Source organism: Pseudomonas corrugata, assembly GCF_050920615.1.
Classification (GTDB): domain Bacteria; phylum Pseudomonadota; class Gammaproteobacteria; order Pseudomonadales; family Pseudomonadaceae; genus Aquipseudomonas; species Aquipseudomonas corrugata.
Map to the genome: position 1 here is coordinate 4587544 of NZ_CP130434.1, position 24106 is coordinate 4611649.

29 protein-coding genes are annotated in these 24106 nt (G+C 58.9%); 10 read left to right on the forward strand and 19 right to left on the reverse strand.

Annotation, left to right across the window (positions count from 1 at the left end; translation table 11 throughout):
• Positions 1-3: 3 nt before the first annotated feature.
• From QZH45_RS20110 to QZH45_RS20120, 3 genes are read left to right on the forward strand one after another with little or no spacing between them, the layout of a single operon-like run.
• The gene (locus tag QZH45_RS20110; RefSeq protein WP_155766208.1) at positions 4-1167 is read left to right on the forward strand and encodes a GNAT family N-acetyltransferase; all 1164 of its coding nucleotides are present in this window, start codon (positions 4-6) and stop codon (positions 1165-1167) included.
• Positions 1152-1988 (forward strand): ChbG/HpnK family deacetylase, encoded by an 837-nt coding sequence (locus QZH45_RS20115; protein WP_024780971.1) that lies wholly within the window; start codon positions 1152-1154, stop codon positions 1986-1988. The genes QZH45_RS20110 and QZH45_RS20115 overlap by 16 nt, the downstream gene beginning before the upstream one ends.
• Before the next feature lie 35 nt (positions 1989-2023).
• Positions 2024-2965 carry an alpha/beta hydrolase gene (locus tag QZH45_RS20120; protein ID WP_055136255.1) on the forward strand — a complete coding sequence of 314 codons (942 nt, stop codon included), beginning with the start codon at positions 2024-2026 and terminating at the stop codon, positions 2963-2965.
• A 590-nt stretch (positions 2966-3555) separates the two neighbouring features.
• On the opposite strand, the gene QZH45_RS20125 is transcribed toward QZH45_RS20120, so the two are convergent.
• From QZH45_RS20125 to QZH45_RS20150, 6 genes are all read right to left on the reverse strand, one after another.
• Positions 3556-5298 (reverse strand): ABC transporter substrate-binding protein, encoded by a 1743-nt coding sequence (locus tag QZH45_RS20125; protein ID WP_024776456.1) that lies wholly within the window; start codon positions 5296-5298, stop codon positions 3556-3558.
• 121 nt (positions 5299-5419) lie between these two features.
• Entirely contained in the window at positions 5420-5692 is a 273-nt protein-coding gene (locus tag QZH45_RS20130) for a DUF2160 domain-containing protein (RefSeq protein ID WP_024776455.1), read from the reverse strand.
• Between the two features lie 10 nt (positions 5693-5702).
• Positions 5703-6503, reverse strand: coding sequence for a carbohydrate ABC transporter permease (locus QZH45_RS20135; RefSeq protein WP_024776454.1), 801 nt, complete (start codon positions 6501-6503; stop codon positions 5703-5705).
• 10 nt (positions 6504-6513) lie between these two features.
• Positions 6514-7380, reverse strand: coding sequence for a carbohydrate ABC transporter permease (locus tag QZH45_RS20140; RefSeq protein ID WP_024776453.1), 867 nt, complete (start codon positions 7378-7380; stop codon positions 6514-6516).
• Positions 7377-8486 carry an ABC transporter ATP-binding protein gene (locus QZH45_RS20145; protein ID WP_055135386.1) on the reverse strand — a complete coding sequence of 370 codons (1110 nt, stop codon included), beginning with the start codon at positions 8484-8486 and terminating at the stop codon, positions 7377-7379. Before QZH45_RS20145 ends, QZH45_RS20140 begins: the two co-directional genes overlap by 4 nt.
• Positions 8486-9580 carry an ABC transporter ATP-binding protein gene (locus tag QZH45_RS20150; protein ID WP_024776451.1) on the reverse strand — a complete coding sequence of 365 codons (1095 nt, stop codon included), beginning with the start codon at positions 9578-9580 and terminating at the stop codon, positions 8486-8488. The genes QZH45_RS20145 and QZH45_RS20150 overlap by 1 nt, the downstream gene beginning before the upstream one ends.
• Before the next feature lie 422 nt (positions 9581-10002).
• Between QZH45_RS20150 and QZH45_RS20155 the strand changes: the two genes are divergently transcribed.
• Positions 10003-11853 (forward strand): sigma-54-dependent Fis family transcriptional regulator, encoded by a 1851-nt coding sequence (locus QZH45_RS20155; protein ID WP_024776450.1) that lies wholly within the window; start codon positions 10003-10005, stop codon positions 11851-11853.
• Positions 11854-11901: 48 nt separating this feature from the next.
• Here the strand turns inward: QZH45_RS20155 and QZH45_RS20160 are convergent, their stop codons facing one another.
• Positions 11902-12408: an anti-virulence regulator CigR family protein gene (locus tag QZH45_RS20160; RefSeq protein WP_069018290.1), complete on the reverse strand. Its 507-nt coding sequence runs from the start codon at positions 12406-12408 to the stop codon at positions 11902-11904.
• A 111-nt stretch (positions 12409-12519) separates the two neighbouring features.
• Here QZH45_RS20160 and QZH45_RS20165 point away from each other — a divergent pair, with 111 nt between their 5' ends.
• Both QZH45_RS20165 and QZH45_RS20170 read left to right on the forward strand, forming a co-directional pair.
• The gene (locus tag QZH45_RS20165) at positions 12520-13731 is read left to right on the forward strand and encodes an MFS transporter (RefSeq protein WP_055135383.1); all 1212 of its coding nucleotides are present in this window, start codon (positions 12520-12522) and stop codon (positions 13729-13731) included.
• Positions 13732-14005: 274 nt separating this feature from the next.
• The gene (locus tag QZH45_RS20170) at positions 14006-14212 is read left to right on the forward strand and encodes a hypothetical protein (RefSeq protein ID WP_024776448.1); all 207 of its coding nucleotides are present in this window, start codon (positions 14006-14008) and stop codon (positions 14210-14212) included.
• A gap of 48 nt (positions 14213-14260) precedes the next feature.
• On the opposite strand, the gene QZH45_RS20175 is transcribed toward QZH45_RS20170, so the two are convergent.
• Positions 14261-14569, reverse strand: a complete 309-nt coding sequence (locus QZH45_RS20175) for an AzlD family protein (RefSeq protein ID WP_024776447.1) — start codon at positions 14567-14569, stop codon at positions 14261-14263.
• Positions 14566-15276 (reverse strand): AzlC family ABC transporter permease, encoded by a 711-nt coding sequence (locus QZH45_RS20180; RefSeq protein ID WP_024776446.1) that lies wholly within the window; start codon positions 15274-15276, stop codon positions 14566-14568. Before QZH45_RS20180 ends, QZH45_RS20175 begins: the two co-directional genes overlap by 4 nt.
• Before the next feature lie 208 nt (positions 15277-15484).
• Here QZH45_RS20180 and QZH45_RS20185 point away from each other — a divergent pair, with 208 nt between their 5' ends.
• Positions 15485-15925 (forward strand): HD domain-containing protein, encoded by a 441-nt coding sequence (locus QZH45_RS20185; protein WP_024776445.1) that lies wholly within the window; start codon positions 15485-15487, stop codon positions 15923-15925.
• Between the two features lie 60 nt (positions 15926-15985).
• Here QZH45_RS20185 and QZH45_RS20190 read toward each other — a convergent pair whose 3' ends face one another.
• The 5 genes from QZH45_RS20190 to QZH45_RS20210 form a co-directional block, all read right to left on the reverse strand.
• The gene (locus QZH45_RS20190) at positions 15986-16513 is read right to left on the reverse strand and encodes a hypothetical protein (protein ID WP_055135382.1); all 528 of its coding nucleotides are present in this window, start codon (positions 16511-16513) and stop codon (positions 15986-15988) included.
• A gap of 152 nt (positions 16514-16665) precedes the next feature.
• Positions 16666-16959 (reverse strand): hypothetical protein, encoded by a 294-nt coding sequence (locus QZH45_RS20195; RefSeq protein ID WP_231995021.1) that lies wholly within the window; start codon positions 16957-16959, stop codon positions 16666-16668.
• Positions 16960-17032: 73 nt separating this feature from the next.
• Positions 17033-17284: a YceK/YidQ family lipoprotein gene (locus tag QZH45_RS20200; protein ID WP_053194318.1), complete on the reverse strand. Its 252-nt coding sequence runs from the start codon at positions 17282-17284 to the stop codon at positions 17033-17035.
• A gap of 119 nt (positions 17285-17403) precedes the next feature.
• A complete protein-coding gene (locus QZH45_RS20205; RefSeq protein ID WP_055135381.1) occupies positions 17404-17925 on the reverse strand; it encodes a cysteine hydrolase family protein in 522 nt (173 codons plus the stop codon).
• Between the two features lie 220 nt (positions 17926-18145).
• On the reverse strand, positions 18146-18601 hold the full coding sequence (locus QZH45_RS20210) for a PACE efflux transporter (protein WP_055135380.1): 456 nt from the start codon (positions 18599-18601) through the stop codon (positions 18146-18148).
• A gap of 105 nt (positions 18602-18706) precedes the next feature.
• On the opposite strand from QZH45_RS20210, the gene QZH45_RS20215 reads away from it, so the two are divergent.
• Together QZH45_RS20215 and QZH45_RS20220 are read left to right on the forward strand one after the other, a co-directional pair.
• On the forward strand, positions 18707-19591 hold the full coding sequence (locus tag QZH45_RS20215; protein WP_055135379.1) for a LysR substrate-binding domain-containing protein: 885 nt from the start codon (positions 18707-18709) through the stop codon (positions 19589-19591).
• Positions 19592-19728: 137 nt separating this feature from the next.
• Entirely contained in the window at positions 19729-19935 is a 207-nt protein-coding gene (locus QZH45_RS20220; protein WP_055135388.1) for a DUF6434 domain-containing protein, read from the forward strand.
• Between the two features lie 40 nt (positions 19936-19975).
• On the opposite strand, the gene QZH45_RS20225 is transcribed toward QZH45_RS20220, so the two are convergent.
• Together QZH45_RS20225 and QZH45_RS20230 are read right to left on the reverse strand one after the other, a co-directional pair.
• Positions 19976-20464, reverse strand: a complete 489-nt coding sequence (locus QZH45_RS20225; protein ID WP_055135378.1) for a GNAT family N-acetyltransferase — start codon at positions 20462-20464, stop codon at positions 19976-19978.
• Entirely contained in the window at positions 20454-20951 is a 498-nt protein-coding gene (locus QZH45_RS20230) for a hypothetical protein (protein WP_055135377.1), read from the reverse strand. The genes QZH45_RS20225 and QZH45_RS20230 overlap by 11 nt, the downstream gene beginning before the upstream one ends.
• A gap of 554 nt (positions 20952-21505) precedes the next feature.
• On the opposite strand from QZH45_RS20230, the gene QZH45_RS20235 reads away from it, so the two are divergent.
• On the forward strand, positions 21506-22411 hold the full coding sequence (locus tag QZH45_RS20235; protein ID WP_055135376.1) for a hypothetical protein: 906 nt from the start codon (positions 21506-21508) through the stop codon (positions 22409-22411).
• A gap of 182 nt (positions 22412-22593) precedes the next feature.
• Here the strand turns inward: QZH45_RS20235 and QZH45_RS20240 are convergent, their stop codons facing one another.
• The 3 genes from QZH45_RS20240 to QZH45_RS20250 all read right to left on the reverse strand — a co-directional run bounded on the left by QZH45_RS20240 (position 22594) and on the right by QZH45_RS20250 (position 23901).
• Positions 22594-22794, reverse strand: coding sequence for a hypothetical protein (locus QZH45_RS20240; protein WP_024776436.1), 201 nt, complete (start codon positions 22792-22794; stop codon positions 22594-22596).
• A 110-nt stretch (positions 22795-22904) separates the two neighbouring features.
• Positions 22905-23450 carry a DUF4410 domain-containing protein gene (locus QZH45_RS20245; RefSeq protein ID WP_053194322.1) on the reverse strand — a complete coding sequence of 182 codons (546 nt, stop codon included), beginning with the start codon at positions 23448-23450 and terminating at the stop codon, positions 22905-22907.
• A gap of 160 nt (positions 23451-23610) precedes the next feature.
• Positions 23611-23901: a hypothetical protein gene (locus QZH45_RS20250; RefSeq protein ID WP_053194323.1), complete on the reverse strand. Its 291-nt coding sequence runs from the start codon at positions 23899-23901 to the stop codon at positions 23611-23613.
• Between the last annotated feature and the right edge of the window lie 205 nt (positions 23902-24106).

The window sequence follows — 24106 nt, forward strand, 5'->3', positions numbered from 1 at the left end:
GCAATGGCGATCCGGTTCCAGTGGTGCCGCTCCCTGAGCGCAGAACTGTTTCCGACAACAGCTTATGAACAGCTGCGAACCCAGGTGGCCGATACGACGCCGTTCAACACCCTGGCCTGGCTGCAAGCGGCAGAGCTGGCGCTGCGGCCCGATCAGGAATTGCATGTGCTACTGGGCTGGCAGGATCAGGCGCTTTGCCTGTGCCTGCCCCTGGTCACCACGCGTGAACGCATCGGCGGGCTGCGGTTTCGGGTGTTGCGTCACCTGGGCTATCCCCTGGCCGACCGCATCGCCTTGCTGGTGCGCCTGGACGCCGACGCCATGGGCCAGGCATTGATGCAGATCCGCCAGCACCTGCCCCACGCATTGCTACAGTTCAATGAAGTGATCGAACCGGTCGGTGAAGAAAGCGCCCTCAGTGCCTGGATGGCGCTGAGTTCCACCGGAGAGCGGCGGTTGAGTTGCCGAGTGCCGGTGCATCTGATCAGCGACAGCGACCGCCAGGAGATTTCCGGCGATCCGCGCTACAAGCTGCGCCGGGCGCGCAAGCGGATCGCCGCGTGCGGTGCCCGAATCCAGAGAGTGACACCGGATGCCATCGGCATGGGGCCGCTGTTGCGAACCCTTGCCGAAGTCGAGGCTGCCAGTTGGAAAGGCGAAGAAGGTGTCGGCATCTTCTCCGAACCCAGGCACCGACAATGGATGAACCACGCCTTTACAGCCCTCGCCGCCGAAGGTCTGGTACGGGTGGTGATGCTGGAGCTGGACGGACACTGCATCAGCTACCGCCTCGGCCTGCTGGAGCACGGACGCTTGTACGACTACAACCTCGCGTTCCTGCCGGAGCATGCCGACCTGGGCAGCGGTCGAGTGTTGCTGGAAGAATGGATTCGCTGGGGACTGGATGACAACTGGCACTGGATCGATGCGTCGCGGGTCAGCCTGGAGAACTCCAACCATCAGTTGCATGAACGCATGACCGGACAGCTGGAACATTGGCGCTGGAGTTTCTACTCATGGCAGCCCGGCGGGCTGGCCCTGGGGTTCGCCTTGCGCCTATGGAAAAGTCTCAAGCCATGGCTTCGCAAGCGCCCGACCGGCCAACCCCCCCCTCCCTTCGTCCCCCCCTCCCAAGCGTCAGGAGAACGTGAATGCCCCAACAAGTGATCGTCAATGCTGACGATTTCGGACTCAGCCTCAGTGAGAATACGCTCATCCTGCAGGCCTTCGAGGCAGGCGTGATCAGTTCCGCCACGGCCATGGCCAATATGCCGGGCTTCGAACAGGCCTGTGAACTGGCCCAACACCCCCTGCTCAATGGCCGTATCGGCCTGCATTTCAACCTGAGCCACGGCGCGCCACTGAGCCGGGCGATTGCATCGCGTCCGGCATTTTGTGATGCCAATGGCAAGTTCGACCTGAACCTGTCCCGTTACTGCCTGCGCCTGGGCGCCAAGGATCGCGCTGCCGTGCGAGAAGAACTCGAAGCCCAGTGGCAGCGCTGCCTGGACCACGGACTGCACCCCAGCCACCTCGATTCCCACCAGCATGTACACAACATCTGGCCCATCGGTGAACTGGTGGCCCGCTTCGCCGCCCGGCACAGCGTGCCCATACGCCTGGCCCGTAACCTGGGGGCGAACCTGAACCTGCCCAAACGCATCTTCAAGTCCCTGCTCAACCGTCGAATGCGCTACCTCAGCGGCGCCACGGCCGACCACGTTTGCACGCCGGCCGACTTGCAACATGCCGCACCGCCGATCCATGGCTCTCTCGAGGTGATCGTGCATCCGCAGCACCTTGAAGGGGACTTTGGCGATGCCAGCCTGGAGGCCGGGCGTTCATTGACCGAGGTGCTGCGCAAACGCCTGGAGGGGGTGCCCAAGGTGCCATATCGCAGGGCGGGACAGCGGTTGGTATTGGCTGAGTTTGGGGATGTACATGACAGCCTTCCAGAAATCTCTCCACCCTGCGAGCGGATCTGTTAAAACGCATCTTCTGTCTTGAGTAGCGAGTCGCGTCGATGTCTTCATCCTTACTCCCTCGTCGTCGGCGCCGCTGGCTCGCCTATTTGTGCATGGCTGCGATGGTGGGCGGTTTGCCGGTGGGCTGCGCGGTGTTGCAACACAAGGAGCGGGAGCTGGTGTTTCGCATCGAACCGGGGACGGCGAGTTGGTTCAGCGGCCTTCCGAGCAGCGTGCAGGAGTTCGATCTCAAGCCCAAAAGCTTCAAGGCCGGGGAAAATATCCATGGCTGGTGGTGGCCGGCCGAACGCAAGAACGCGCCGGCGATCTTGTATTTGCACGGGGTGCGCTGGAACCTGACTGGCCAGTTGTTCCGCATCCAGCAACTGCGCGCCCTGGGCTTTTCGGTGCTGGCGATCGATTACCGGGGTTTCGGCAAGAGCCATGGCGAGCTGCCGTCCGAGGCCAGTGTCTATGAAGATGCGCGATTCGCCTGGGAGCGGCTTGAAGCGTTGCAACCGGACCCGGCCCTGCGGCTGATCTACGGTCACTCCCTGGGCGGCGCCGTCGCGGTGGACCTCGCCGCCGAACTCGGCCAGAAGGCCGCGAAAGACGGCAGCGTCGCGCCGGCCCAAGGCCTGGTCATCGAGTCCACGTTCACCTCCCTGGGCGACGTGGCGACCGCCATGGCGGATACCTCCCTGCCCGTGCGCTGGCTGCTGTCGCAGAAGTTCGACTCCATCGACAAGATCCCCGAAATCAACATGCCGCTGCTGGTGGTGCATGGCGCGGCAGACAACTACGTTCCGCCTCGTTTCAGCGAGCAACTGTTCAAGGCGGCCCATGAGCCGAAGCATCTGCTGCTGGTGCCTGGGGGAACGCACAACAACAGCATGAGCCTGGCCGGCAAAAACTATCGGCAGGCCCTGGATACACTGATGAAAGCCCGGCCCACCCCCATGGCCGGAGGTCCCCAGGCCAGCAAGGTCAAGGCAGGCTGAAGACATTGCCGTGGGAGCGAGCTTGCTCGCGATGGCGGTGAGTCTGCTGGTATCGATGTGAATGGGCTGACGTCATCGCGAGCAGGCTCGCTCCCACAGGGTTCGGTGGTGTGCCTGGGTGTTGTGGACCTCCACGATCCGGTGTGGGAGCGAGCCTGCTCGCGATGGCGGAGGGTCTGTTGGTCTTGATGTTGGATGGGCTGATGTCATCGCGGGCAAGCCCGGCTCCCACAGGGTTCGGTGGTGTGCCTGGAGGTTGTGGGCTTCCACGATCCGGTGTGGGAGCGAGCCTGCTCGCGATGGCGGTGGGTCTGTTGGTATCGATGTGAATGGGCTGACGTCATCGCGGGCAAGCCCAGCTCCCACAGGGTTCGGTGGTGTGTCTGAGGTTGTGGGCCTCCACAATCCAGTGTGGGAGCGAGCCTGCTCGCGATGGCGGTGGGTCTGTTGGCCTTGATGTTGGATGGGCCGGTGTCATCGCGAGCAGGCTCGCTCCCACAGGGTTTGGTGGTGTGTCTGGAGGTTGTGGGCTTCTTTTCAAGGCTCAAAAAAACGGCACCTTTCGGTGCCGTTCATTTATTGCAGGGCGCTTACTTGCGGGCAGCTTCCCACGATTTCAGCAGTTCGGCGTAGCTCACGGTTTCGCCTTTAGGCTTCTCGTTCGCCAGTTTTGGCTTCGGTGCGCCCGGTTGGTCGAACCAGTATTGCGCATCGCGTTCCGGGTTCATTTTCGGCGCGCAGGTAGCCTGGGCCTTGGAACGTTCCAGACGGGTCATGATTGCGTCCTGATCCTTGGCCAGGCCGTCCAGTGCCTGTTGCGGAGTCTTCTCGCCGCTGGCCGCTTCGGCGATGTGGCTCCACCACAGCTGCGCCAGACGCGGATAGTCCGGTACGTTGGTCCCGGTCGGGGTCCATTGCACGCGGGCCGGGCTACGATAGAACTCCACCAGGCCACCCAGCTTCGGTGCCAGGTCGGTCATCGCCTGCGAGTTGATGTCCGACTCACGAATCGGCGTCAGGCCGACGATGGTTTTCTTCAGGGACACGGTTTTCGACGTCACGAACTGCGCGTACAGCCAGGCCGCGAGTCTCTGCTTCTCAGGCGTGGACTTCATGAAGGTCCAGGAACCCACGTCCTGATACCCCAGCTTCATGCCCTCTTCCCAGTACGGACCGCGTGGCGAAGGTGCCATACGCCATTTCGGCGTGCCGTCCGCATTGACCACCGGCAGGCCCGGCTTGGTCATGTCGGCGGTGAAAGCGGTGTACCAGAAAATCTGCTGGGCGATGTTGCCCTGGGACGGTACCGGGCCAGACTCGGAGAACGTCATGCCCGCCGCTTCCGGTGGCGCGTACTTCTTCAGCCAATCCACGTATTTGGTGGTGGCGAACACGGCCGCAGGGCCGTTGGTATCGCCGCCACGGGTCACGCTGGAACCGACCGGATGGCAGTCCTCGACACGGATGCCCCACTCGTCCACTGGCAAGCCGTTGGGCAGGCCTTTGTCGCCACCACCAGCCATGGAGAACCAGGCATCGGTGAAGCGCCAGCCCAGGGACGGGTCTTTCTTGCCGTAGTCCATGTGGCCGTAGACGCGCTTGCCGTCGATCTCCTTGACGTCTTCGGAGAAGAACTTGGCGATGTCTTCATAGGCCGACCAGTTCACCGGTACACCCAGCTCGTAGCCGTACTTCTCCTTGAACTTGGCCTTCAGGTCCGGCCGCTCGAACCAGTCGGCGCGGAACCAGTAGAGGTTGGCGAATTGCTGGTCGGGCAGTTGATAGAGCTTGCCGTCCGGTGCGGTGGTGAAGGAAGTCCCGATGAAGTCCTTGAGGTCCAGGGTCGGCGAAGTGAAGTTCTTGCCTTCGTTGGCCATCAGATCAGTGATCGATTCGGTCTTGCCGTAGCGAAAGTGCGTACCAATGAGGTCCGAATCGTTGACCCAGCCGTCATAGATGTTTTTGTCCGACTGCATCACCGTCTGCATCTTTTCCACCACGTCGCCTTCTTGCAGCAGGTCGTGGGTCAACTGGATCCCGGTGATTTCGGTGAAGGCCTTGGCCAGTACCTTGGACTCGTATTCGTGAGTGGTCAGGGTTTCCGACACCACGTTGATCTTCATGCCGCGAAACGGCTCGGATGCCTTGATGAACCATTTGAGTTCTTCAAGCTGCTGGGCTTCCGTCAGGGTCGACGGTTTGAATTCACTGCCGATCCATTTTTTAGCGGCGTCTTCATAGGCATCAGCCCAGGCCACAGCGCTCAACCCGCTGAGTGCCAGTGCGGCAGCCAATGAAACGCTATGTCGCAGCTTATTGTTTTTATTGAACATAGAGACCTCCTGTTTGGGTTTAAGAGCCTGATCGTCGAATGACTAGTGGCCTGTTCGGTTAATTCGAGTACTCAAGTCCTGGTGCCGAAGTTGAGTGGGCGAATTAGCCACACAGGCCACTTCAGCCCCACCGCATCACTGCCAACAGCCACACCCAAGACAACGCGAACGCTATCCAGATGCTCCAGTCGGTGGCGCCGATTACCAGCAGGTGCAGGTAGGCGCTACCGAGAAGACCGATAAACAACCGGTCGCCACGGGTCGTGGCAATCGGCAGGAAACCACGCCGAGGGATGCTCGGCGAACGCAACTCCCAAGTGGTCATGCCTACCAGGAACAAGGCGATAACCCCAAAAAATACCGCTGTGGGGACGGTCCAATTCATCCATTCCATCATCGACTCCTCAGACTCGGCCCAGGGCAAAGCCCTTGGCCACATGATTGCGAACGAACCAGATCACCAGCATGCCCGGCAGGATGGTCAACACCCCCGCCGCCGCCAGCACCCCCCAGTCGATACCCGAAGCCGACACGGTACGGGTCATGACCGCAGCGATCGGCTTGGCATTCACCGAGGTGAGCGTGCGGGCCAGCAACAGTTCGACCCAGGAAAACATGAAGCAGAAGAACGCCGTCACGCCGATGCCCGAGCCGATCAACGGGATAAAGATCTTGGCGAAGAACTTGGGGAAACTGTAGCCGTCAATGTAGGCGGTCTCGTCAATTTCTTTCGGCACCCCGGACATGAAGCCTTCGAGGATCCACACCGCCAGCGGTACGTTGAACAGGCAGTGAGCCAAGGCCACGGCGATATGGGTGTCGAACAGCCCGATGGACGAATACAGCTGGAAGAACGGCAACAGGAACACCGCCGGTGGCGCCATGCGGTTGGTCAGCAGCCAGAAGAACAGATGCTTGTCCCCCAGGAACCGGTAGCGCGAGAAGGCATAAGCCGCCGGCAACGCCACACTCAGGGAAATCACCGTGTTCAGGCTCACGTAGTAGAGCGAGTTCAAATAACCGGTGTACCAGCTCGGGTCGGTGAAGATCACCTTGTAGTTCTGGAAGGTGAAATCCTGTGGCCAGAGGGTCAGGCCGCCGAGGATTTCAGTGTTGCTCTTGAACGACATGTTCAGCAGCCAGTAGATGGGCACCAGCAGGAACAGGATGTAGAGCAGCAACGGGATCAGCTTTTTATTGCTCATCGTGCAGGCCTCAACGGTTGGCGTCGGAGTGAGTCATGGCGGTGTAGAACAGCCACGACACCAACAGAATGATCAGGAAGTACACCAGGGAAAACGCTGCCGCCGGCCCCAGGTCGAATTGACCGATGGCCATCTGCGTCAGGGTCTGGCTCAGGAACGTGGTGGCGTTACCCGGGCCGCCGCCGGTGAGCACGAACGGTTCGGTGTAGATCATGAAACTGTCCATGAAGCGCAGCATCACCGCGATCAGCAGCACGCTCTTCATCTTCGGCAACTGGATGTGCCGGAACACCGCCCAGTTGGACGCCCGATCGATCCGCGCCGCCTGGTAATACACATCCGGGATCGCCCGCAGCCCGGAGTAGCACAGCAGCGCCACCAGCGAGGTCCAGTGCCAGACGTCCATCACCAGCACCGTCACCCAGGCGTCCATGGTGTTGGCCGCATAGTTATAGTTGATGCCGAGGGCGTTGAGGGTCCAGCCGAGCAGGCCGATATCGCCGCGACCGAAAATCTGCCAGATCGTACCGACCACGTTCCATGGAATCAGCAGCGGGATCGCCAGGATGATCAACACCAGGGACGACCATTTGCCCTTGGTCGGCATGGTCAGGGCGATGGCGATGCCCAGGGGGATTTCGATCAACAGCACGCACGCCGAATAGATGAACTGGCGCAGCAGCGAGTCGTGCAACCGTGGGTCCATCAGTACTTGCTTGTACCAGTCGGCACCGACGAAGTAGCGGCTGGACTGGTCGAAGATGTCCTGCACCGAATAGTTGACCACGGTCATCATCGGGATCACCGCACTGAAGGCCACCAGCAGGAACACCGGCAACACCAGCCACCAGGCCTTGTTGTTCTGCACCTTGTTCATGGCTGCACCTCGCTCAACGGTTCCAGCAAATATTCATCGGCATAGACCATCAGCCATTGGGCCGGGAAGCTGATATACGCCGTGCCTTCCGGCACCGGTTTGTCTTCGGCCAGGCGCACCTTCAGCGGCACGCCGTCGAGACTGAGAGTCAGAATCTTATAGGTGCCCAGGTCTTCGACATGCATCACCTCGGCGCGCATCGCGTCGTCGTAGGGGCCCTCCCAGACGTGGACGAACTCAGGGCGGATACCGACTTTCAGGGTTTTGCCTTCAGCCTCGGCCACCCGCTTCTGCAAGGTTTCGGACAGCGGCAGATGGGTCGAGCCGAAACCGACGCCGCCGGGTTGCGCGGTGACCTTGATCAGGTTCATTCCCGGACTGCCAATGAAGTAGCCGACAAAGGTGTGGCTCGGACGCTCGAACAACTCCCGGGGCGTGCCGAACTGCACGATCTGACCGCCATACATCACCGCAATCTTGTCGGCGAAGGTCGATGCTTCCAACTGGTCGTGGGTGACGTAGACCATGGTGATGTTGAACTGCTCGTGAATCTGCTTGAGCTTGCGCCGCAGCTTCCACTTCAGGTGCGGGTCGATCACCGTCAGCGGTTCGTCGAACAGGATCGCCGACACGTCGTCGCGCACCAGCCCACGGCCCATGGAGACTTTCTGTTTCTCATCGGCTGTGAGGTTGCGAGCCTTCTTGTCCAACAGACTCTGCAGGTCGAGGACCTCGGCAATTTCCTGCACCTTGGTGTGGATTTTCGCTTCGGCCATGCCCTGGTTGCGCAGCGGAAACGCCAGGTTGTCGAACACCGTCATGGTGTCGTACACCACCGGGAACTGGAATACCTGGGCGATGTTACGCTGCTCCGGGCTCAGGTCGTTGACGACTTTGTTGTCGAACTTCACCTGGCCCTCGGAAGGGCTGAGCAAGCCGGAAATGATGTTGAGCAAGGTGGATTTACCGCACCCTGAAGGCCCGAGCAACGCATAGGCGCCGCCCTGTTCCCAGACGTGGTTCATCTCGCGGATCGCGTAATCCTCGGGGCCCGCCGGAGTGCTGGTGTAACTGTGGGCGAGGTTCTGCAAATGAATTTCAGCCATCAGGCAACCCTCGCAATACGCTGACCCGGGGCCTGAACCAACTTGCCCTGGGCATCGAAGACAAACAGTTTGTGGGTCGGGATGTAGATACGGATCGGCGCATCCACGTCGTACTCATGCACGCCGGGCAGGTGCAGCACCAACAGGAAGTGTTCGTTGCGTACGTGCAGGAAAGTCTCCGAGCCGCTGATCTCGGCCACCTCGACGGTCACCGCCAGTTCCAGGTCGTCGTCGTTGCTCGGCACCAGCGAGATGTGGCTGGGGCGCACACCGAAACGGAATTCACCCTCGCCCACCGGACGCAGGTCGACGTTCAGCGGGAAGTGCACGAAGTTGGCGAAGCTCACTTCATTATCGGCAATGCGTCCTGGCATGAGGTTGATGGGCGGCTCGGAAAACAGCTCGGCGGCCAGCACGGTTTGCGGCTGGTGGTAGACCGAGGCCGCCTTGCCGCTCTGGATCACCCGGCCTTCGTGAAGAATGGTGGTGGTGCCGCCCAGGGCCAACGCTTCGTTGGGCTCGGTGGTGGCATAGACGGCGATGGTGTGACGGGCCTGGAACAGCTCACGCATTTCCTGGCGAAGCTCTTCACGCAGCTTGTAGTCCAGGTTCACCAGGGGCTCGTCGAACAGGATCAGCTCGGCATCCTTGACCAGCGCGCGGGCCATGGCGGTACGCTGCTGCTGGCCGCCGGACAGTTCCAGTGGATGGCGCTTCAGGAACTTCTCGATCCGCAGCATCTTCGCGGTTTCCAGCACTTTGCTCTGGATCACCTCGTTGGACACACCGGCCTGGCGCAACGGCGAGGCGATGTTTTCGAAAACGGTCATGGTCGGGTAGTTGATGAACTGCTGATAGACCATCGATACGTTGCGCAGCCGCACCGGGCGATTGGTCACATCAACGCCATTCATCAGGATGCGACCACTGTCGGGCTTGTCCAGGCCGGCCATCAGGCGCATGAGGCTGGTCTTGCCGGACAATGTGCGGCCCAACAGAACGTTGAAGGATCCGGGTTCGAAATTCAGGTTGGCATCGTCGATCCAGGTCTGGCCCTCGACGGTGCGACAAATGTGCTCAAGCGTTAATGACATGGCTCGGCCTTTTTATTTTTGGGAGTCAAGCGACCGAAGATTAAAAGCGAAAGGCGTGCCAGAAATCTCATCCTGTTGAATTTATTGGGTTTTACCGATTTCCGTCGGAAAAATACGTTCACGGATGAACACAAGTGAACAAGCAAAACTGAACAACTGAACAATTCGCCGGTTGACAATGAACAATTCTGAACAACAATGAATGAACGTTTTCCTGGGTTGGACAGTCTCCTGTGTGGGAGCGAGCCTGCTCGCGATAGCGGTCTATCGGCAACATGGGTGCAGCTGATCCGACGCTATCGCGAGCAGGCTCGCTCCCACACAGGATTTGCGTTCTACCTGGCAATCGGGGCTTGCCCCAGCACAAGGAGTCTGTGCGAAACTCACCACAACAATAAAAACAGCTTCTGCGAGAGTGCCCCATGGCCGCACCAGCTCCTGCCTTGTCCCACGACGCCATCATCCAGGCCTCCTGGTCCCGCTGCCGTGCCTTTGGCCTGAATCACCAGAGCGCGCCGGCCTTCGACCCATTGCCCGCCGAAGGCATTGCCCAATTGCTGGAAAGCCAGCATTCCCTGGTGCAAACCACTCACCAGGAAGTCCTGCCGTACTACGAGAACATCCTCAGCAACTCCAATTGCCTGATCATGCTGGCCGACAATCAGGGCCAAGTGCTCACCTCCTGGGGCACCCAGCGTTTCATCGAACCGAAACTGGCCCACGGGTTCAGCGCCGGGGCTAGCTGGATGGAGCGTTGCACCGGCACCAACGCCATCGGCACCGCACTGGCCTGTGAGCAGGCAGTGCACATTGAACACGATGAACACTTCCTCAAGGCCAACCGCTTCATGACCGGTTCCGCCGCGCCGATCTTCGATGCCGAGCGCAAGGTCATCGCCGTACTGGACGTGTCCAGCGACAGCTACCTGCCGCCCTCCCACACCCTGGGCATGGTCAAGATGATGAGCCAGACCGTGGAAAACCGGCTGATTCTCAACCTGTTCCGCGGTGAACACTTCCAATTGATCTTCAACACAGGATTGAACAACCTCGACAGCCAATGGGCCGGCCTGCTGATTTTCGATGAGAGCGGCCAGATACTTTCCGCCAACCGCCGGGCCGATAACCTGCTGGGTCTGAGCCTGTCGCGGGTCAGTATCGAAAGCTTGTTCAAAGTCTCGCTGCTGGAACTGCTGAACCAGCCCGACGGCCTGCCATTCTCCCTGCAAGCAGCCGGGCGCAATCGTTTCCAGTGCATGCTCAAGCGCCCGAACCAGGTATCGATCAAGCCACGCATCTTCACCGAACCAGTCCCCTCGCCCACCCCGGCTCCCGCCAGCCACGTCATCAGCCTCAATACTCTGCACTTTGGTGACAGCCGCGTGGAAAAGGCCGTGCGCCAGGCCGAACGCTTGCTGGAAAAGGACATTCCGCTGTTGATCCACGGTGAGACCGGCGTCGGCAAGGAAGTGTTCGTCAAGGCCCTGCACCAGGCCAGTTCCCGTTGCCAGCAGCCATTCATTGCGGTCAACTGCGCGGCGATCCCGGCCGAGCTGGTGGAATCGGAATTGTTCGGTTACGAAAAAGGCGCCTTCACCGGCGCCAACCAGAAGGGCAGCATCGGCCTGATCCGCAAGGCCGACCGCGGCACATTGTTCCTCGACGAAATCGGCGACATGCCCCTGCCGACCCAGGCCCGCCTGCTGCGGGTGTTGCAGGAGCGTTGCGTGCAACCGGTGGGCAGCGCCGAGCTGTTCCCGGTGGACATCCGCATCATCTCCGCCACCAACCGATCGTTGCGCGAGCAAGTGCAGCTGGGCCGTTTCCGCGAAGATCTGTACTACCGCATCGGCGGCCTGACCCTGGAACTTCCGCCCCTGCGCGAACGCAGCGACAAACAAGCCCTGTTCAAACGTCTCTGGGAACATCATCGCGAGCCAACCCAATGGGCCGGCCTGAGCCGCGAGGTGCAGGAACTGTTCGAGCGTCATCCGTGGCCGGGTAACCTGCGACAAGTCAGCAGCGTGCTGCAAGTGGCCCTGGCGATGGCCGAAGAACAGCCGATCCGCCCGGAACACCTGCCGGATGATTTCTTCGTGGACCTGGAGATGGACCCGGTGGACGCACCGGAGCCGTTGTCAGTGGACTTGAACGATGCCGAAGACCTGAACCGCCAATTGCAGGCAGTCGGCGGAAACATCTCGCACTTGGCCCGTCGGCTCGGGGTCAGCCGCAATACCTTGTACAAACGCCTGCGGCAGGTGGAAAACTGAGGGCGTAGCAGCCTGCCAACAGGCTGCTACGCCGGGTTCGACCGAGTCTCAATCGAACGCGCCGTTCAGCACTTCATAGATGATGCCAGTGGCGATCGCCACCAGAATCAGGTCAGTGCCCACCTGCCGCCACTCGTAGCCATCGTAGTGCGGCAAGCGTCCCAACAGGCGTCCGTCCAGCTTCTTGGCGATGCCCGGCGGCATCGGCTTGCCCCGGGCGAGGTTTTTCTGGATGCCCGGTGGCAGGGCCGGACCGGGGCTCCAATAATCACGATAACCGCCGATCACACCGATAATACCGCCCCGGTCGATACTCGGCCCGTTGTGCCAGTCGCCGCCACCGCCACCGCCGTGAGCGTTGCCCTTGCCACCCTGGTTACCATAGTTGCCTTGACCGCCCTTGTTGCCTTGTCCTCCTTTGCCCTGCCCGTGACCTGGCCCCTGGTCGAACTGGGCGTTTCCCTTGCCGTTCCCCGGATCCGCGACGACAATTTCAGGCCCCGCCACCAAGGCGAAGCAGGTAACCACTGCAATCAACGAACGCGATTTGAGCATGATGGTTCTCACTAAAAAGGGAAGGTCCCTGCACATATGGACGCTGGGGATGATATTAGTTCCACATCACCTCCCCCGCCGCTGAGGCAACGAACGTTATCAAGGAGCTCCATGCGCAAGGATTACCTGGCCTTCTTCACCTCATTGTTCCTCTCCCGGCTGGCCGACCAGATCTTGCTGTTTATCGTCCCGTTGATTGTGTTCCAGACCACCAACAGCGTCTCCTGGGCGGGCTTGGCTTTCTTCGTTGAATCCCTGCCGCGCTATTTGTCGTTCCCGATCTGCGGCGCGTTGTGCGACAAGTTCCCGCCCATCCGTATCCTGCACATCAGCCAGGTCTACCGCGCCGTGGCATGCGCCGTCGCCACGGCACTCTACGGCATCTTTGGCGGCCTCTACTGGATCATCGCCCTCTCGGCCGTGTGCGGCGTGCTGACCACCCAGGGCATCATGGCCCGCGAAGTGGTGATGCCGCACATCTTCAAGCACTACACCTATACCAAGACCCTGTCCTACTCGCAGATCGCCGACCAGGGCGGGCTGGTACTGGGCCCGCTGCTCGCCGCGCTGATGCTCGACGTGTGGGCATGGCATTGGGTGGTAGTGGCGATTTCCGCGCTGTTTCTGTCAGCGGACCTGGCCATGCGGTACTGGCAGCGCACCAGCTCGGTCACCCTGGAAACCTTCGAGCAACATCAGGACCTCTGGCTGAACCCGCTACGCATCGCTTTCAGCCATATACGCAACCTGGCGGAACTGAAGAAGATCATCAGCCTGGCGGTGGGCGTCAATCTGATCATTGGCGTCACCCTCGCCACGTCGGCGGCCATGGTCATCGGCCAGTACAGCGCCGGCAAGGACTATTACGCCGGGTTGCAGGCAGCCGGCGCCATGACCACCATCGTCATCCTGTTCCTCCTGGCACGGTTCACGCTGCCCTTGAAGTGGCTGGGTATCCTGTCCTACACGCTGATCGCCACAGGAGCCTTCCTCACCGCCCTCAGCCCGAACGCCTGGGGTTACGTGGTGGGTTTCCTGCTAGTCGTCGGCTTCGACAAAATGTTCAACGTCTACATGCGCAGCACCCGCCAGCAAGTCATTCCGCCCCAGGACTTCGGCAAGACCGTCGGCGTAATCACGCTGCTCAACAACCTTTCACAACCGCTGGCGGGCCTGTTGGTCGCGCTGCTGGCGGCACCGATCGGATTGCAGAAAGTGATTCTGCTGCTGGCGTTGGCGACCGGCCTGATCGGCCTCGGGGTGGTAGTGGCCTATCGAAGCCCGAGGCCTCGATCAACACACTTCGGCGCGAATACCCACTGAGTAACGTCCCGCAATAGGAGCGACGTTCACCTCGACGGGCACCGCCGGGGTATCGGCTCGCTGCAATGACATGAAATGCATTATTAATGACTTATTGTTGAGGCATGGTTGAGCATCACAGGTGTACGAATCCATTCGTCGCCTGCCAGACCTGGCCGACCTTGCTCGGCCACGTCTGGCTTGGGGTTTGCAGCAATCGCCGTAGCAGCCAGGAAGACGAGATTCTGGCGCTGCGGCAACTCAATCACGCTTGGTCGGCCACTGGAGATGTACCGTGTCAACTCTCAATGAAATCGCAGCGAACCACGCGAGAATGGCAAAGGCAAAGGAAGAGGAATCGATACGGCTGAGTGAGCTTCACATTCAGGTGGTCGGCAGTCTGGAAATTACGCCGATAGAGGCGAAACAGCAGATGCCGCTGCACTTCATGGCTGGCGTACCGGAACGTTCATTCGGGGAAGTCGTAGCCCTGAGCTTCTGACCTAATGACATGGATTGATCGCCTGCCTGAAAGCGGGCGATTTGCATATCAGAACTGCCTCACCAACGCCGCTGCAAGGATACCCGCCGCAATGGCCGGCAACGGTTTCTTCAGGGTCAGCATGACAACTGCCGTGGTGAGCAACGCCAGGCGTGCGCCGTTATCTCCCTTGACCGCCATCGGCGCCAGGACCGCCACCAGTACCGAGCCCGACATGGCGGTGATGAACTGCTGCACCCGATAGTTGATCGGTACGAACGACATCACGAAGACCCCGCCCCAGCGAGTCGCCAATGTCACGAGCGCCATGATCAGGATGATCACCAGCGTGCCAGACCCCGTCGTTGTGATATTCATTGTTTTTTCTCCATCCACAACGCGCCCAACAGCCCTCCGGCCAAAGCTCCCACGACGACATGACTGTTAGCCGGCAAGTACCAGTAAGCCATTAGCGAAGAGCAGGCCGCGACGGTCCAGACGATGAACATGCGCAGGTTCTTCTTGCCGCCGACCACCATCGCCAGCAGGAAACACCCCATCACCATGTCGAGTCCGAAACTGACGGGATTCTGGATGGCGCTGCCGAAATGCAGGCCCAGCCAACTGCCCAGGATCCAGGCAGCCCACAGCGCAATACCGCCCCCGAACAACAACCCGAACCCCGGTTTGCCAGCGTTGAACGCCTGCATCGCCATGGCCCAGTTGGCATCCGAGACCACCAGCATCACACCGTAGCGCTTGGCCATCGGCAACTCCCGCAGCCACGGGTAGAGCGTCGCGCCCATCAACAGATGACGGGCGTTGATGGCGAACACGGTGATGATCAACGGCACCACGGGCACCTGTTCACCCCACAGATCCAGCGCGGCAAATTGTGAAGCGCCGGCAAAAACCAGCGTGCTCATGAGTACCGCCGACGTATCACTCAAGCCCGTTTGCGCAGCGGCCAGGCCGAAAGCGACCCCGAATACGACGACGAACAGCGAGATCGGCATCAACTGCCTGAAGCCGTCGTAGATGTACTCGCGCTTCAACTCATGCAGAGCAGGTTCAACGTTTGACAAGACTGCGCCTCGTTCAGAATCGGCTTGAAAGAAACAAGTATGCGAGCCGAAGACAACTTCCGAAAAGCACATAATTCGAAGAGGCTCTATTCGATAACCTCATGCTTCGGTGAACGCGTTCATATCGAAGACGCTTGTCTGACGCTAAGATTGCCATGCGGTCGATCAGTCCCCGCGTCGAGCATCCCTGGAGAACGAGTGAGGTGGCATGAGTACGCTTGAGAAAGCCATAGCGATCTCCGCCCGGGCCCATGAAGGGCAAACCGATAAGGGTGGCTCGCCTTACATCCTGCACCCGCTGAAAGTCATGTTGCGCCTGTCGCATCATGACGAACGTATTGTAGCGGTGCTGCATGACGTGGTCGAAGACACCCGCGTGACGCTCGCAGAGCTGCGCAGCGAAGGTTTCAGCGAGGCGATTCTGGCCGCCATCGACTCCCTCACCAAGCGCGAAGGCGAGACCTATCAGGCCTTCATCGAAAGGGCTGGCCGTGATCCCCTGGCGCGTCGGGTGAAGCTGGCCGACCTTGCGGAAAACAGTGATTTGTCACGGATAGACAGCCCGAGCCAGAATGATCTGGAGCGGGTTGAAAAATATCGGAAGGCTGCTGAGTACCTGACGGCTTTTGCCGGAGATGCGAAGGGATAGCGAGGAACAGGTGCCAAGAAAGCCCTGGCTTATGCGCCAGGGCCCTGGGCCCGAACTACATCACGCCTGCGTGAACGTACCGACGCCGCTACCGGAGAACTCTCCGTCGAAATCAGGTGGGGACTGCTGGGGATTGACCAGCACGGCCTGCAAGCGGGTCCCTTCGAAGATGTACACCTTGATTGAGCCAGCGCTTATCGACAGCTGTAGTGTCAACTGGACCCCGATGAGATTCAGGGCATCAGGCGCCGTACCCAACAGGTACAGATTGGAGGTATTCAAATGGGTGCCCGTGCCGGTCGCCTGGCCTGAAAATCGCACCCGGATGCCTTGTTGAGGCGCATCTGGGCCGATCATGGCGGGCAAAGCCGTGATCTGAATCGTTTCGGTGTGGGACCCGTCAATGCTGTCGCCACTTTCGAAGCGGAAGTAGCCACAAATGCCCTGTCGGGATCCGCACCCAGCCAGGGAGTGAGGATGCACGTTCTGATCTTGCAGCCGTTTGACTTCTACGTCGTAAGCCGCTTGAGACTGTGTTTTAAGCGCGTCGACTTGGTCAGGTGCGATGTCTTGAAGAGACAGATTCATAGCTGAAATCCTTTTGAGATACCTGGAGACAATCCGCCTCTCTCGGTCGGCGCCTTCCAGGCGCGGTTTCTATGATGCTACGCAATGCTCGACTTGCAGCCGCTCCTTTAAATCATAAACAGGAACCGCATACAACTTCTATGACGTCCCCCTCACGACAACGGACAAGCTCCAATGACGGCATAGTCCGGGTTGGAGGAGATGATTTCCACAGTCCAGCCTTGGTCAAAGACCAACTCGTTCTGTTCGACGAGAGCCAGGATCTCCGGGCAGAGTTTGTTGGCGTCCTCTGAAGAACCATCTATGACGATATTGACCGTACGTTGCTTGGCCGAGAACTCGGAGGCCTGGGTCAACGCATCCAGGCCATCCAGCATCTTGCAGAGCAACGATGCGTTCTCTTCGGACTCGTCTCCCCCACTGCTGTAGGCAGATTGAACAGTCATGGCTATCAGCAGAAAAAACGCACCCGCTATAAATCTGTTTCTCACGGCCATGCTTCCTGGATTTTCAACCCGGTCAATTAAATGCGGTATACGGCAGGAACACCGTATCGGCGACCACACTGAACATCAGATCAATGACCGCCAGCGGCGCCAATGCACGAAAGACGCCAGCGCTTTCATCCGTCGTAACCTTGATCAGCTCGATATCCGTGGAGGTTCCGCAGTAGGGATGAGCGCCGCAACGTGGGTGATCACTAAAGGTTTCGGAAAACGTCGCACATCCCGCCAAGAGCACGACGATTATCGCGCCCAGAAAAAGCTTCATATTGAGAATTCCAAAAATACGGCAGGGTGTCGAGCAATCTTCCCAATTTGCCAGAGGGACCGGAAGAGGTACGGATTAATTGCGCAGTCCGTCCACCTCTCCGGTACTTGGCCGCCACGCTACTGGAAGTCCCACTCCTCTGCCGGAACCAGTTGGCAGAACGGCCCATCCAGCGTCGCATTGTGATGAGCCACGATGTCCTCAGCGCTCATTACAGGTGAATCCGAAGTGGTATGACCATCGGCGACGAGTACGGCATCGAAGCCAAGATCGCGGGCAGCCCGACAAGTGCTGTCTACGCAATATTGAGTCTTCATACCAGTGACCACTACACCCGTCACACCGCGAGACCGCAGCTCACCCATCAGGTCGGTCTTCTCGAAAGCATTAGGCCGCCGCTTCTCAAACACCACTTCTGTACCCTGCAGTTCCAGTTCTTGCGCAATGTTCGTCAGCGGGCTGCCTGCTTCAATGGGAGAACCCGCAGGCCCGATGTGCCGAGCCAGAAAAACAGGAGCGCCAGCCCGGCGTGCCTTCGTCATCAGGACGTTGATGGTTTTCAACAACGCCTCGCAGCGCCATGGCTTTTCCAGGCCATGGACAAGTCCAACCTGGACATCAAGTATCAGCAGTGCGTACATGGGTGCATCTCCTTGCGTTTGAGCCACCGACACAAGGCGATAAAAAAGGCCCTGTCCATCGCTGGCGGGCCTTTGAAGTTCGTCTACTGATCGTTCACGACACCTCGCACGCTCCGCTTTCAGCGGTCGTGGTGGTGGTCGTCGAGGTGAGGCAATAGAAAGTCATGCAGTGAAACTAGCAGTATCACTGAGAGCGGACAAGCCAAGACTCCCATCAGGCTCAGGGCGTATTGGCACTGGACGCAGCGTTCTGATCGGGCTGGGCCGACAGCGGTACATCGAACACTCGATCAAACCCCCATTGAAAAACCAGCGAATAGAAAAAGAATAACGCAAACAGCCCCAGGTTAGTGATCAATGCCAGCCAAAGGCTGATACCCAGCCACTCCCCAATCACGGGAGTCAGAATCAGCGTCAATCCGCCCTCGAATCCCAAGGAGTGAAGCAAGCGTCGTCGCCAACTGCGATGGCGATGGTACTGGCGGCGCTCCCACCATTCGAACAGGCCGTTGAACAGCATGTTCCAGGCCAGCGCGACGGCAGAAATCAGCAATGACAGTTGGGTTGAATAGACCAGACCTTGATCGTAGGTGAGCGCCAGGGCCGGCGCCACGAACAGCACGCCGCCAGCCTCGTAGAGAATCGCCTGGAGAATCTTGCGGGGGGTGCCTTGCATCGTGGCTCTCTCGAATTGGCGTGAGAAGACCAAAGCCTGGCGAGTTGAGCGCCCACGCACAATTGAGCTAAATTGAGCCACGCTCAACCTGAGTCATCCATCCCCATGTTCGCCAAACTGCCCCTCACCGCCCTGCGCGGCTTCGAGTCTGCCGCAAGGCTAGGCAGTTTCAAGGCAGCGGCCCAGGAACTGAACATCACCCCGGCGGCGATCTCTCATCAGGTCAAAAGCCTTGAGGCCTTCCTTAGCGTGCAACTGTTCGAACGCTCCAGCCAGAACGTGCGCCTGAGCGCCGACGGCAAGCGCCTTCACCCGCACATCCACCGAGCCCTGCTCGATATCCAACACGGCTTGCAGATGCTGTCGCCACCTTGTACTGCGCAGTCGCTGGTGGTGAGCACCACGCCGGCGTTCGCCAGCCTGTGGCTGATACCCCGGCTTGGGGATTTTCATCGGTTGTACCCGGATATCGACGTCCGCCTGCACAGCAGCAGCGACGTGGTAGACCTGCAGCGTGACGCAAGCATCGACTTGGCGATCCGCGCCTTGTTCATTCCAGAGCCACAGCTGATCGAACAGCCGTTGTTGGATGAGTACTTCGGCGTCTATTGCCGCCCGGACTGGCAACCGCCCGTAAAGAACTCACCTGTCGAGCTGATCGACGTACCTTGGTTGAGCCACTCAAGCACCGCGGTCGACTGGCTTGCCTGGTGTACCGCGGCAGGCACCCAGAGCTGGCTGGATAACGCGCGCTTGCGACGTTATGACGAGGAACAACATGCGCTGCAGGCCGCCATCGCCGGGTATGGGCTGGTGCTCGCCAGTAATGTGCTGGTTGCCGAAGCGCTTGCGCGGGGGCAATTGGTTGGCTATCGCCCTGAGGTGCGTCTGCCGGGGGCACGGTATAGCGTGGTGTGCGTGCCGGGGCGGGAGCGGCAGGCGGCGGTGCGGGTTTTTAGTGGGTGGTTGGTGGAACAGGCCAGGGGCTGAACATTGGGTGCTCAGGCTTGATCCAAGGCTCTGCACGCACGCATCGTCTTGGCAATGGAGTTGTTCGAAAACGTTGCGCCTAGATGCTATTTTCAATGGAACGCCGGGACGGACCGGTATCCATCAAAGGAATGATCATGGCTTTCGATTGGCATTCAGGACCTATCACTCGCTCCACACTTATCGACAAGAACTACCGAAATACGCAGAAGGTACGCCAGTTCCTCACCGACGAGTGCGGCGGCGCATTCAAGTTCGATCGCGCCTTCATGGCCTGGATTAAAAGTGGCGAGCCATCGACGATGGGTGATGTGGCGGACCAGTGGCTAGACACGCGCCGCTGAGGACGCCTCCTGTCTGACCGGTCGCTGTATCGAGACTCGTCTAATGGTCCAAACGAACGGCTTTACTGTTGGCTCGGACATAATAATTATCAAATTCGCTACTTTCGACGAATACGAAACCGTGGCGAATGTAAAAACGATTTGAGGCGCTTTCCTTGAGAGCGCCAACCCTGATCGATCGCCCGATCTCATCTGCTTCTTTGAAGATCCGAGTGAGAACTTCAGTGCCTATCCCGGCTCCTTGAGCGCTCGGTATTACATACAAGTGGTCAAGCAGAAACTCGCTCTGACGGTCTTTGACAACGACAAAACCGACCAGAGCACCTGATACTTCTATGCGGCGTGTATTGCTGGCGTCGAAACTCTCAAGAAACCGTTGGCGGGCGCGATCAGGATCAAATCGCCCAAGCCGTTCCAGGCTTTCGCGCATGGCCTCAATCCGAATGGCTACCAGATCTTCTAGATCGCTGGTCGATGCTCGGCGTAAAACGACAGCGTTTTTTTGATCGGGGGAGGCATCAGTCGGCATTAGGCAGCGCTTTTCCTCCAGGCGCAGACACAGCAGTAGGATGGGGAATATAAATCGCTGAAACCAAAGGCGCGTTCTTCAGGCACACCCAACCGCATTCTCCAGCATCTCCAGCGATGAGATAACTCGTATTGATTTCCACCAGAAGCCATCCACCGCGCCGCGCCCATTTTGCGGAGTTAGCCGCAACTGAAGTGAACTCCGGCAACTTCTCCTGAGGTATCCCTGGCTGAGAGCCACCCACCTGACTGATCATTTGTTGCACGGTCGGTGCCCCACACGCCGCATTGGCCGGCTCCCCTCCCGCGCTCTTGGTAGTGACTGCAGCCCCGCAGCCTGCGGCACTCCCTCCTCGGACCAACGTCACATTGATGTGCCTACCGGTTCTTATCGCATTCGCAATCACATCGGTTTTCGTGACGACGCCATTGAGAGCGCTGACAATTCCGCTTTCATCTTTTGGAGCGAGTGTGCTGCTGGAAGCCATGTCTATTCTCCTCGTCCGTGAAGGTGCCCGATCGATGCTCGGGCGGGAGCGCTGAGTATAGATAGATAAGGTGCTTTCCCAAGGTGAGCTAAGACGGGGACGTGCTGCAAGTGAGGCTACACAACGAATGGACCGCCCCCGTTCAAGACCCGGGCGCTGTTGCCTGCGGCGGGATTGAACGAGTTAAAAGCTGCTTGTCCCCGGCAAGCCAATGAGCCACCATCCATCCCGCCACTCCTGCGCATACAGGGGTGCACGAAAAACCCGGCCATCGTGTCGGTTTTTTTTTGAGTTATCGAGCACATAAGGACATGGTCATGCGGATCGTCACTTTCGTTATTTTTTGCCGCAGCACTTGCTGGTTGTTCTGGGATACAGCCTCGGCCGTTAACTGCCTGCCAAGTACTGCCATGAGCGCCTTATTCATGGCTTGAAGGTCGCCTGTTGTTCACGTCCCCAGGGCCTGATCCGATCTTTTTCGCCCCACCTGCCACTTTCGCCACAATCGGCGTGGATCTAAAGTCAGGGGGCGCATCTTCAGGGGACTTCCAGTCATGTACAGCTCGCTTGCCATACCGAGCACCGCTCGCCAATTGCATGACCGGATCTATGCTGGCGAGATCATTCGCTTTGCTGACCTGCAGCCCATGACGGCGCTGGTGGAATATACGCGAGCGTTACTCGAAGACGCGCTGCATCCCTGGTCGCCGCAACAAATCCATAGCCATCTGAGTCACCCTGAGCAGATTGAGCGCTTTGTGAAAATTCAGAACGACTTTGCAGGCTCGACTGAGGTCCAGCAGCGCTGGCAGGACGTCGTGCAAAGCCTTGGCATCGCCCCCGATACCTTGGCGTGCGATCGCTTGCATTTGCGTTTTCAGCCGCATTGCGAGCCAGGGCAGTCGACGCTGCGTGCCCGTCCGACGGCCACCATCGCGTTTCACCGCGATACCTGGGGGTCGAATATCTATGCACAAACCAACTGGTGGGCGCCCATCTATCCCATCGCGGCAGGGCGTACCGTCGCCTTGTATCCAGGCCTCTGGCAGCGACCGCTCGGTAATTCGAGCGCAGATTTCGATATGCGCGCCATTTTGCAGCGATCCCATCGAGACGGGCGCAATGCCGTGGATGCCGACGAAGCCATTCCGCATTTACTGGAAGCGATCAGCCCGCAGGAAGGGATTGCCGTCGATATCGCTCCGGGGAGCCTGATTGCCTTTTCCGGGGCTCATGCCCATGCCGGCGTCGGCAATAGCACCGGGCTGACACGCATATCTTTCGAGACCCGATCAATACTGATCGCCGACCTGTTGGCCGGATTGGGAGCGCCCAATGTAGATGGTCACGCGCCGTGGAAGACGATTGGGCTGTTTCGCCGAATGAACGATGCGCAACGCCTGAACGAGATCCTTGGCTGTGGATTTATCGAGCCCTATCTGAGGCCAGCGGAGCCCTAGTGTGGTGTTTCTGAAGTTAAGGATCAAACGGCGCAAAGCCTGTGGGAGCAAAGCTTGCTCGCAACTGCGGTCAGTCAGTCAGCAGCAACGTTGACTGGTCTGTCGTTATCGCGAGCAAGCTTTGCTCCCACAGGTTTGTGGCTTAACTGAATGGCATTAAGCGTTGCGGCCTGCTCTTCCCGTCAATGAAGCACCCTGCGGTTCTCTCCAATCCTGATCCGGTCGAGCGCTCTATTTAAAGCATCCAAAGCATCGAGCAACGCTTTCGCCTCAGTTTCCCGACCATCGCCCCAGAGGCGTTCAGCCATTTTGTTCAGTGCCTGGATAGAGCGCTCAATGTCAGCAGCAGTCACTGCTTTGCTTTCCTGATATTTTTTTGGCATTGATCAACCCTTCCTCAGGGCGTGCTTTCTATCCATTTTCCAAAGCTTCACAGCAAAAGGCATGAGATCGACGCCCGATCCAACTGTCGACACGCTAAGCCAGGATCTTCTTACTTGGCTTTCGCACTCTTGATGTCACTGATGATTTGCTGAGAAATAGCCTGAACCTGCTTTTGGGTCATGGCCGACATGACGCCCTCCCAAGCAGACGATGTCGTGTCATAGGTCCGTGTGCCGATCAGATGGCCTGATTTCAAGTCCGAATAATCTGCGCGGGAGTTGACCCACGCATTGCCTACCATGACACCAGCTCCGTAGCGTGCGCCTGGGGTCAGGTAACGGAAATTGCTCACGTTGATTTTAATGCCCACACCGTCTTTGCCGTCGAGGCTTGTCGGCTGGGCTTCGGCAAGGTGGTAGCCCGCGCGAGTCGCTTCCGCTTGCAGGGCGTCACTCCATTCTTGCTTCAGGCGAGACCAGTCCTCGTTCTGTTCAACCTTGCTGTTTCCCTGGAAGTTGACGACCAGGTTCTGCTTGGCTGATTCCTGGATGACCAGTGTCTCAGTTCCGCCGCTTTTCACAGAAGCAGCGCATCCACTCAACATCACGATGGCAACAGCGCAGGACAGCGCAATCGAGAGCTTGGTTTTGTTCATTGACGTCCATATCCACAGAATTGGTTGAGAGAGGTTAGGTATTCCCGTGGGGCAAATGAGCGCACACGTTGAACGCGCAGAATCTAGCATCATTACTTCGCCACTACGAGCCGGGAGCATCATGAGGGATCAAGGGCAGTCCACGCTTCCGAACTGTCCTTTAATCGGCCTGTATCTCGTCGTCTGTCTCTATTTTCTGCATGACAGTAGCGACCTTGACTTCTTTATCCACCGGCGCGGTGTTCGGCGGTATCCAGTAAGCCTCTCTCACCTGGTCCAACGCCTGCCAGGGGTTGGTGGCGAATCTCGCATTCAGACAGGTCGGCTCATGAACGAACGCCAGCTCTCTATCGCTCTCGGACTGCTCGGCGCCACAGCTCTTGCATTTCACGATCTGATTGCGCAGCGCCCAACTTTCATGCCATGAAATCAGCTTTTCGAGGGGGGTCACTTTTCCTACATCCCATTACAAAAACCTGTACAAAAATATAAATCATGTACAGGTTATTGGCTAGCCAGTCGGGTCGACGCGACTGACCATCGGGCGCCTTATGGGATTTTCCAACAGACGCCAGAAGAAATTGGGCATGGCCAGTCTTGACCTGATAGCGTTGCGGACAAGCCCCCGGTGTCAGGATAGTTGTCGCCTCTCCGAA

Bases quoted from the DNA above. Each gene is read 5' to 3' on its own strand.
- QZH45_RS20110 (WP_155766208.1), top strand. From the start codon at position 4: ATGGCGATCCGGTTCCAGTGGTGCCGCTCCCTGAGCGCAGAACTGTTT.
- QZH45_RS20115 (WP_024780971.1), top strand. From the start codon at position 1,152: ATGCCCCAACAAGTGATCGTCAATGCTGACGATTTCGGACTCAGCCTC.
- QZH45_RS20120 (WP_055136255.1), top strand. From the start codon at position 2,024: ATGTCTTCATCCTTACTCCCTCGTCGTCGGCGCCGCTGGCTCGCCTAT.
- QZH45_RS20125 (WP_024776456.1), bottom strand. From the start codon at position 5,298: ATGTTCAATAAAAACAATAAGCTGCGACATAGCGTTTCATTGGCTGCC.
- QZH45_RS20130 (WP_024776455.1), bottom strand. From the start codon at position 5,692: ATGGAATGGATGAATTGGACCGTCCCCACAGCGGTATTTTTTGGGGTT.
- QZH45_RS20135 (WP_024776454.1), bottom strand. From the start codon at position 6,503: ATGAGCAATAAAAAGCTGATCCCGTTGCTGCTCTACATCCTGTTCCTG.
- QZH45_RS20140 (WP_024776453.1), bottom strand. From the start codon at position 7,380: ATGAACAAGGTGCAGAACAACAAGGCCTGGTGGCTGGTGTTGCCGGTG.
- QZH45_RS20145 (WP_055135386.1), bottom strand. From the start codon at position 8,486: ATGGCTGAAATTCATTTGCAGAACCTCGCCCACAGTTACACCAGCACT.
- QZH45_RS20150 (WP_024776451.1), bottom strand. From the start codon at position 9,580: ATGTCATTAACGCTTGAGCACATTTGTCGCACCGTCGAGGGCCAGACC.
- QZH45_RS20155 (WP_024776450.1), top strand. From the start codon at position 10,003: ATGGCCGCACCAGCTCCTGCCTTGTCCCACGACGCCATCATCCAGGCC.
- QZH45_RS20160 (WP_069018290.1), bottom strand. From the start codon at position 12,408: ATGCTCAAATCGCGTTCGTTGATTGCAGTGGTTACCTGCTTCGCCTTG.
- QZH45_RS20165 (WP_055135383.1), top strand. From the start codon at position 12,520: ATGCGCAAGGATTACCTGGCCTTCTTCACCTCATTGTTCCTCTCCCGG.
- QZH45_RS20175 (WP_024776447.1), bottom strand. From the start codon at position 14,569: ATGAATATCACAACGACGGGGTCTGGCACGCTGGTGATCATCCTGATC.
- QZH45_RS20185 (WP_024776445.1), top strand. From the start codon at position 15,485: ATGAGTACGCTTGAGAAAGCCATAGCGATCTCCGCCCGGGCCCATGAA.
- QZH45_RS20190 (WP_055135382.1), bottom strand. From the start codon at position 16,513: ATGAATCTGTCTCTTCAAGACATCGCACCTGACCAAGTCGACGCGCTT.
- QZH45_RS20195 (WP_231995021.1), bottom strand. From the start codon at position 16,959: ATGACTGTTCAATCTGCCTACAGCAGTGGGGGAGACGAGTCCGAAGAG.
- QZH45_RS20200 (WP_053194318.1), bottom strand. From the start codon at position 17,284: ATGAAGCTTTTTCTGGGCGCGATAATCGTCGTGCTCTTGGCGGGATGT.
- QZH45_RS20205 (WP_055135381.1), bottom strand. From the start codon at position 17,925: ATGTACGCACTGCTGATACTTGATGTCCAGGTTGGACTTGTCCATGGC.
- QZH45_RS20210 (WP_055135380.1), bottom strand. From the start codon at position 18,601: ATGCAAGGCACCCCCCGCAAGATTCTCCAGGCGATTCTCTACGAGGCT.
- QZH45_RS20215 (WP_055135379.1), top strand. From the start codon at position 18,707: ATGTTCGCCAAACTGCCCCTCACCGCCCTGCGCGGCTTCGAGTCTGCC.
- QZH45_RS20220 (WP_055135388.1), top strand. From the start codon at position 19,729: ATGGCTTTCGATTGGCATTCAGGACCTATCACTCGCTCCACACTTATC.
- QZH45_RS20225 (WP_055135378.1), bottom strand. From the start codon at position 20,464: ATGCCGACTGATGCCTCCCCCGATCAAAAAAACGCTGTCGTTTTACGC.
- QZH45_RS20230 (WP_055135377.1), bottom strand. From the start codon at position 20,951: ATGGCTTCCAGCAGCACACTCGCTCCAAAAGATGAAAGCGGAATTGTC.
- QZH45_RS20235 (WP_055135376.1), top strand. From the start codon at position 21,506: ATGTACAGCTCGCTTGCCATACCGAGCACCGCTCGCCAATTGCATGAC.
- QZH45_RS20240 (WP_024776436.1), bottom strand. From the start codon at position 22,794: ATGCCAAAAAAATATCAGGAAAGCAAAGCAGTGACTGCTGCTGACATT.
- QZH45_RS20245 (WP_053194322.1), bottom strand. From the start codon at position 23,450: ATGAACAAAACCAAGCTCTCGATTGCGCTGTCCTGCGCTGTTGCCATC.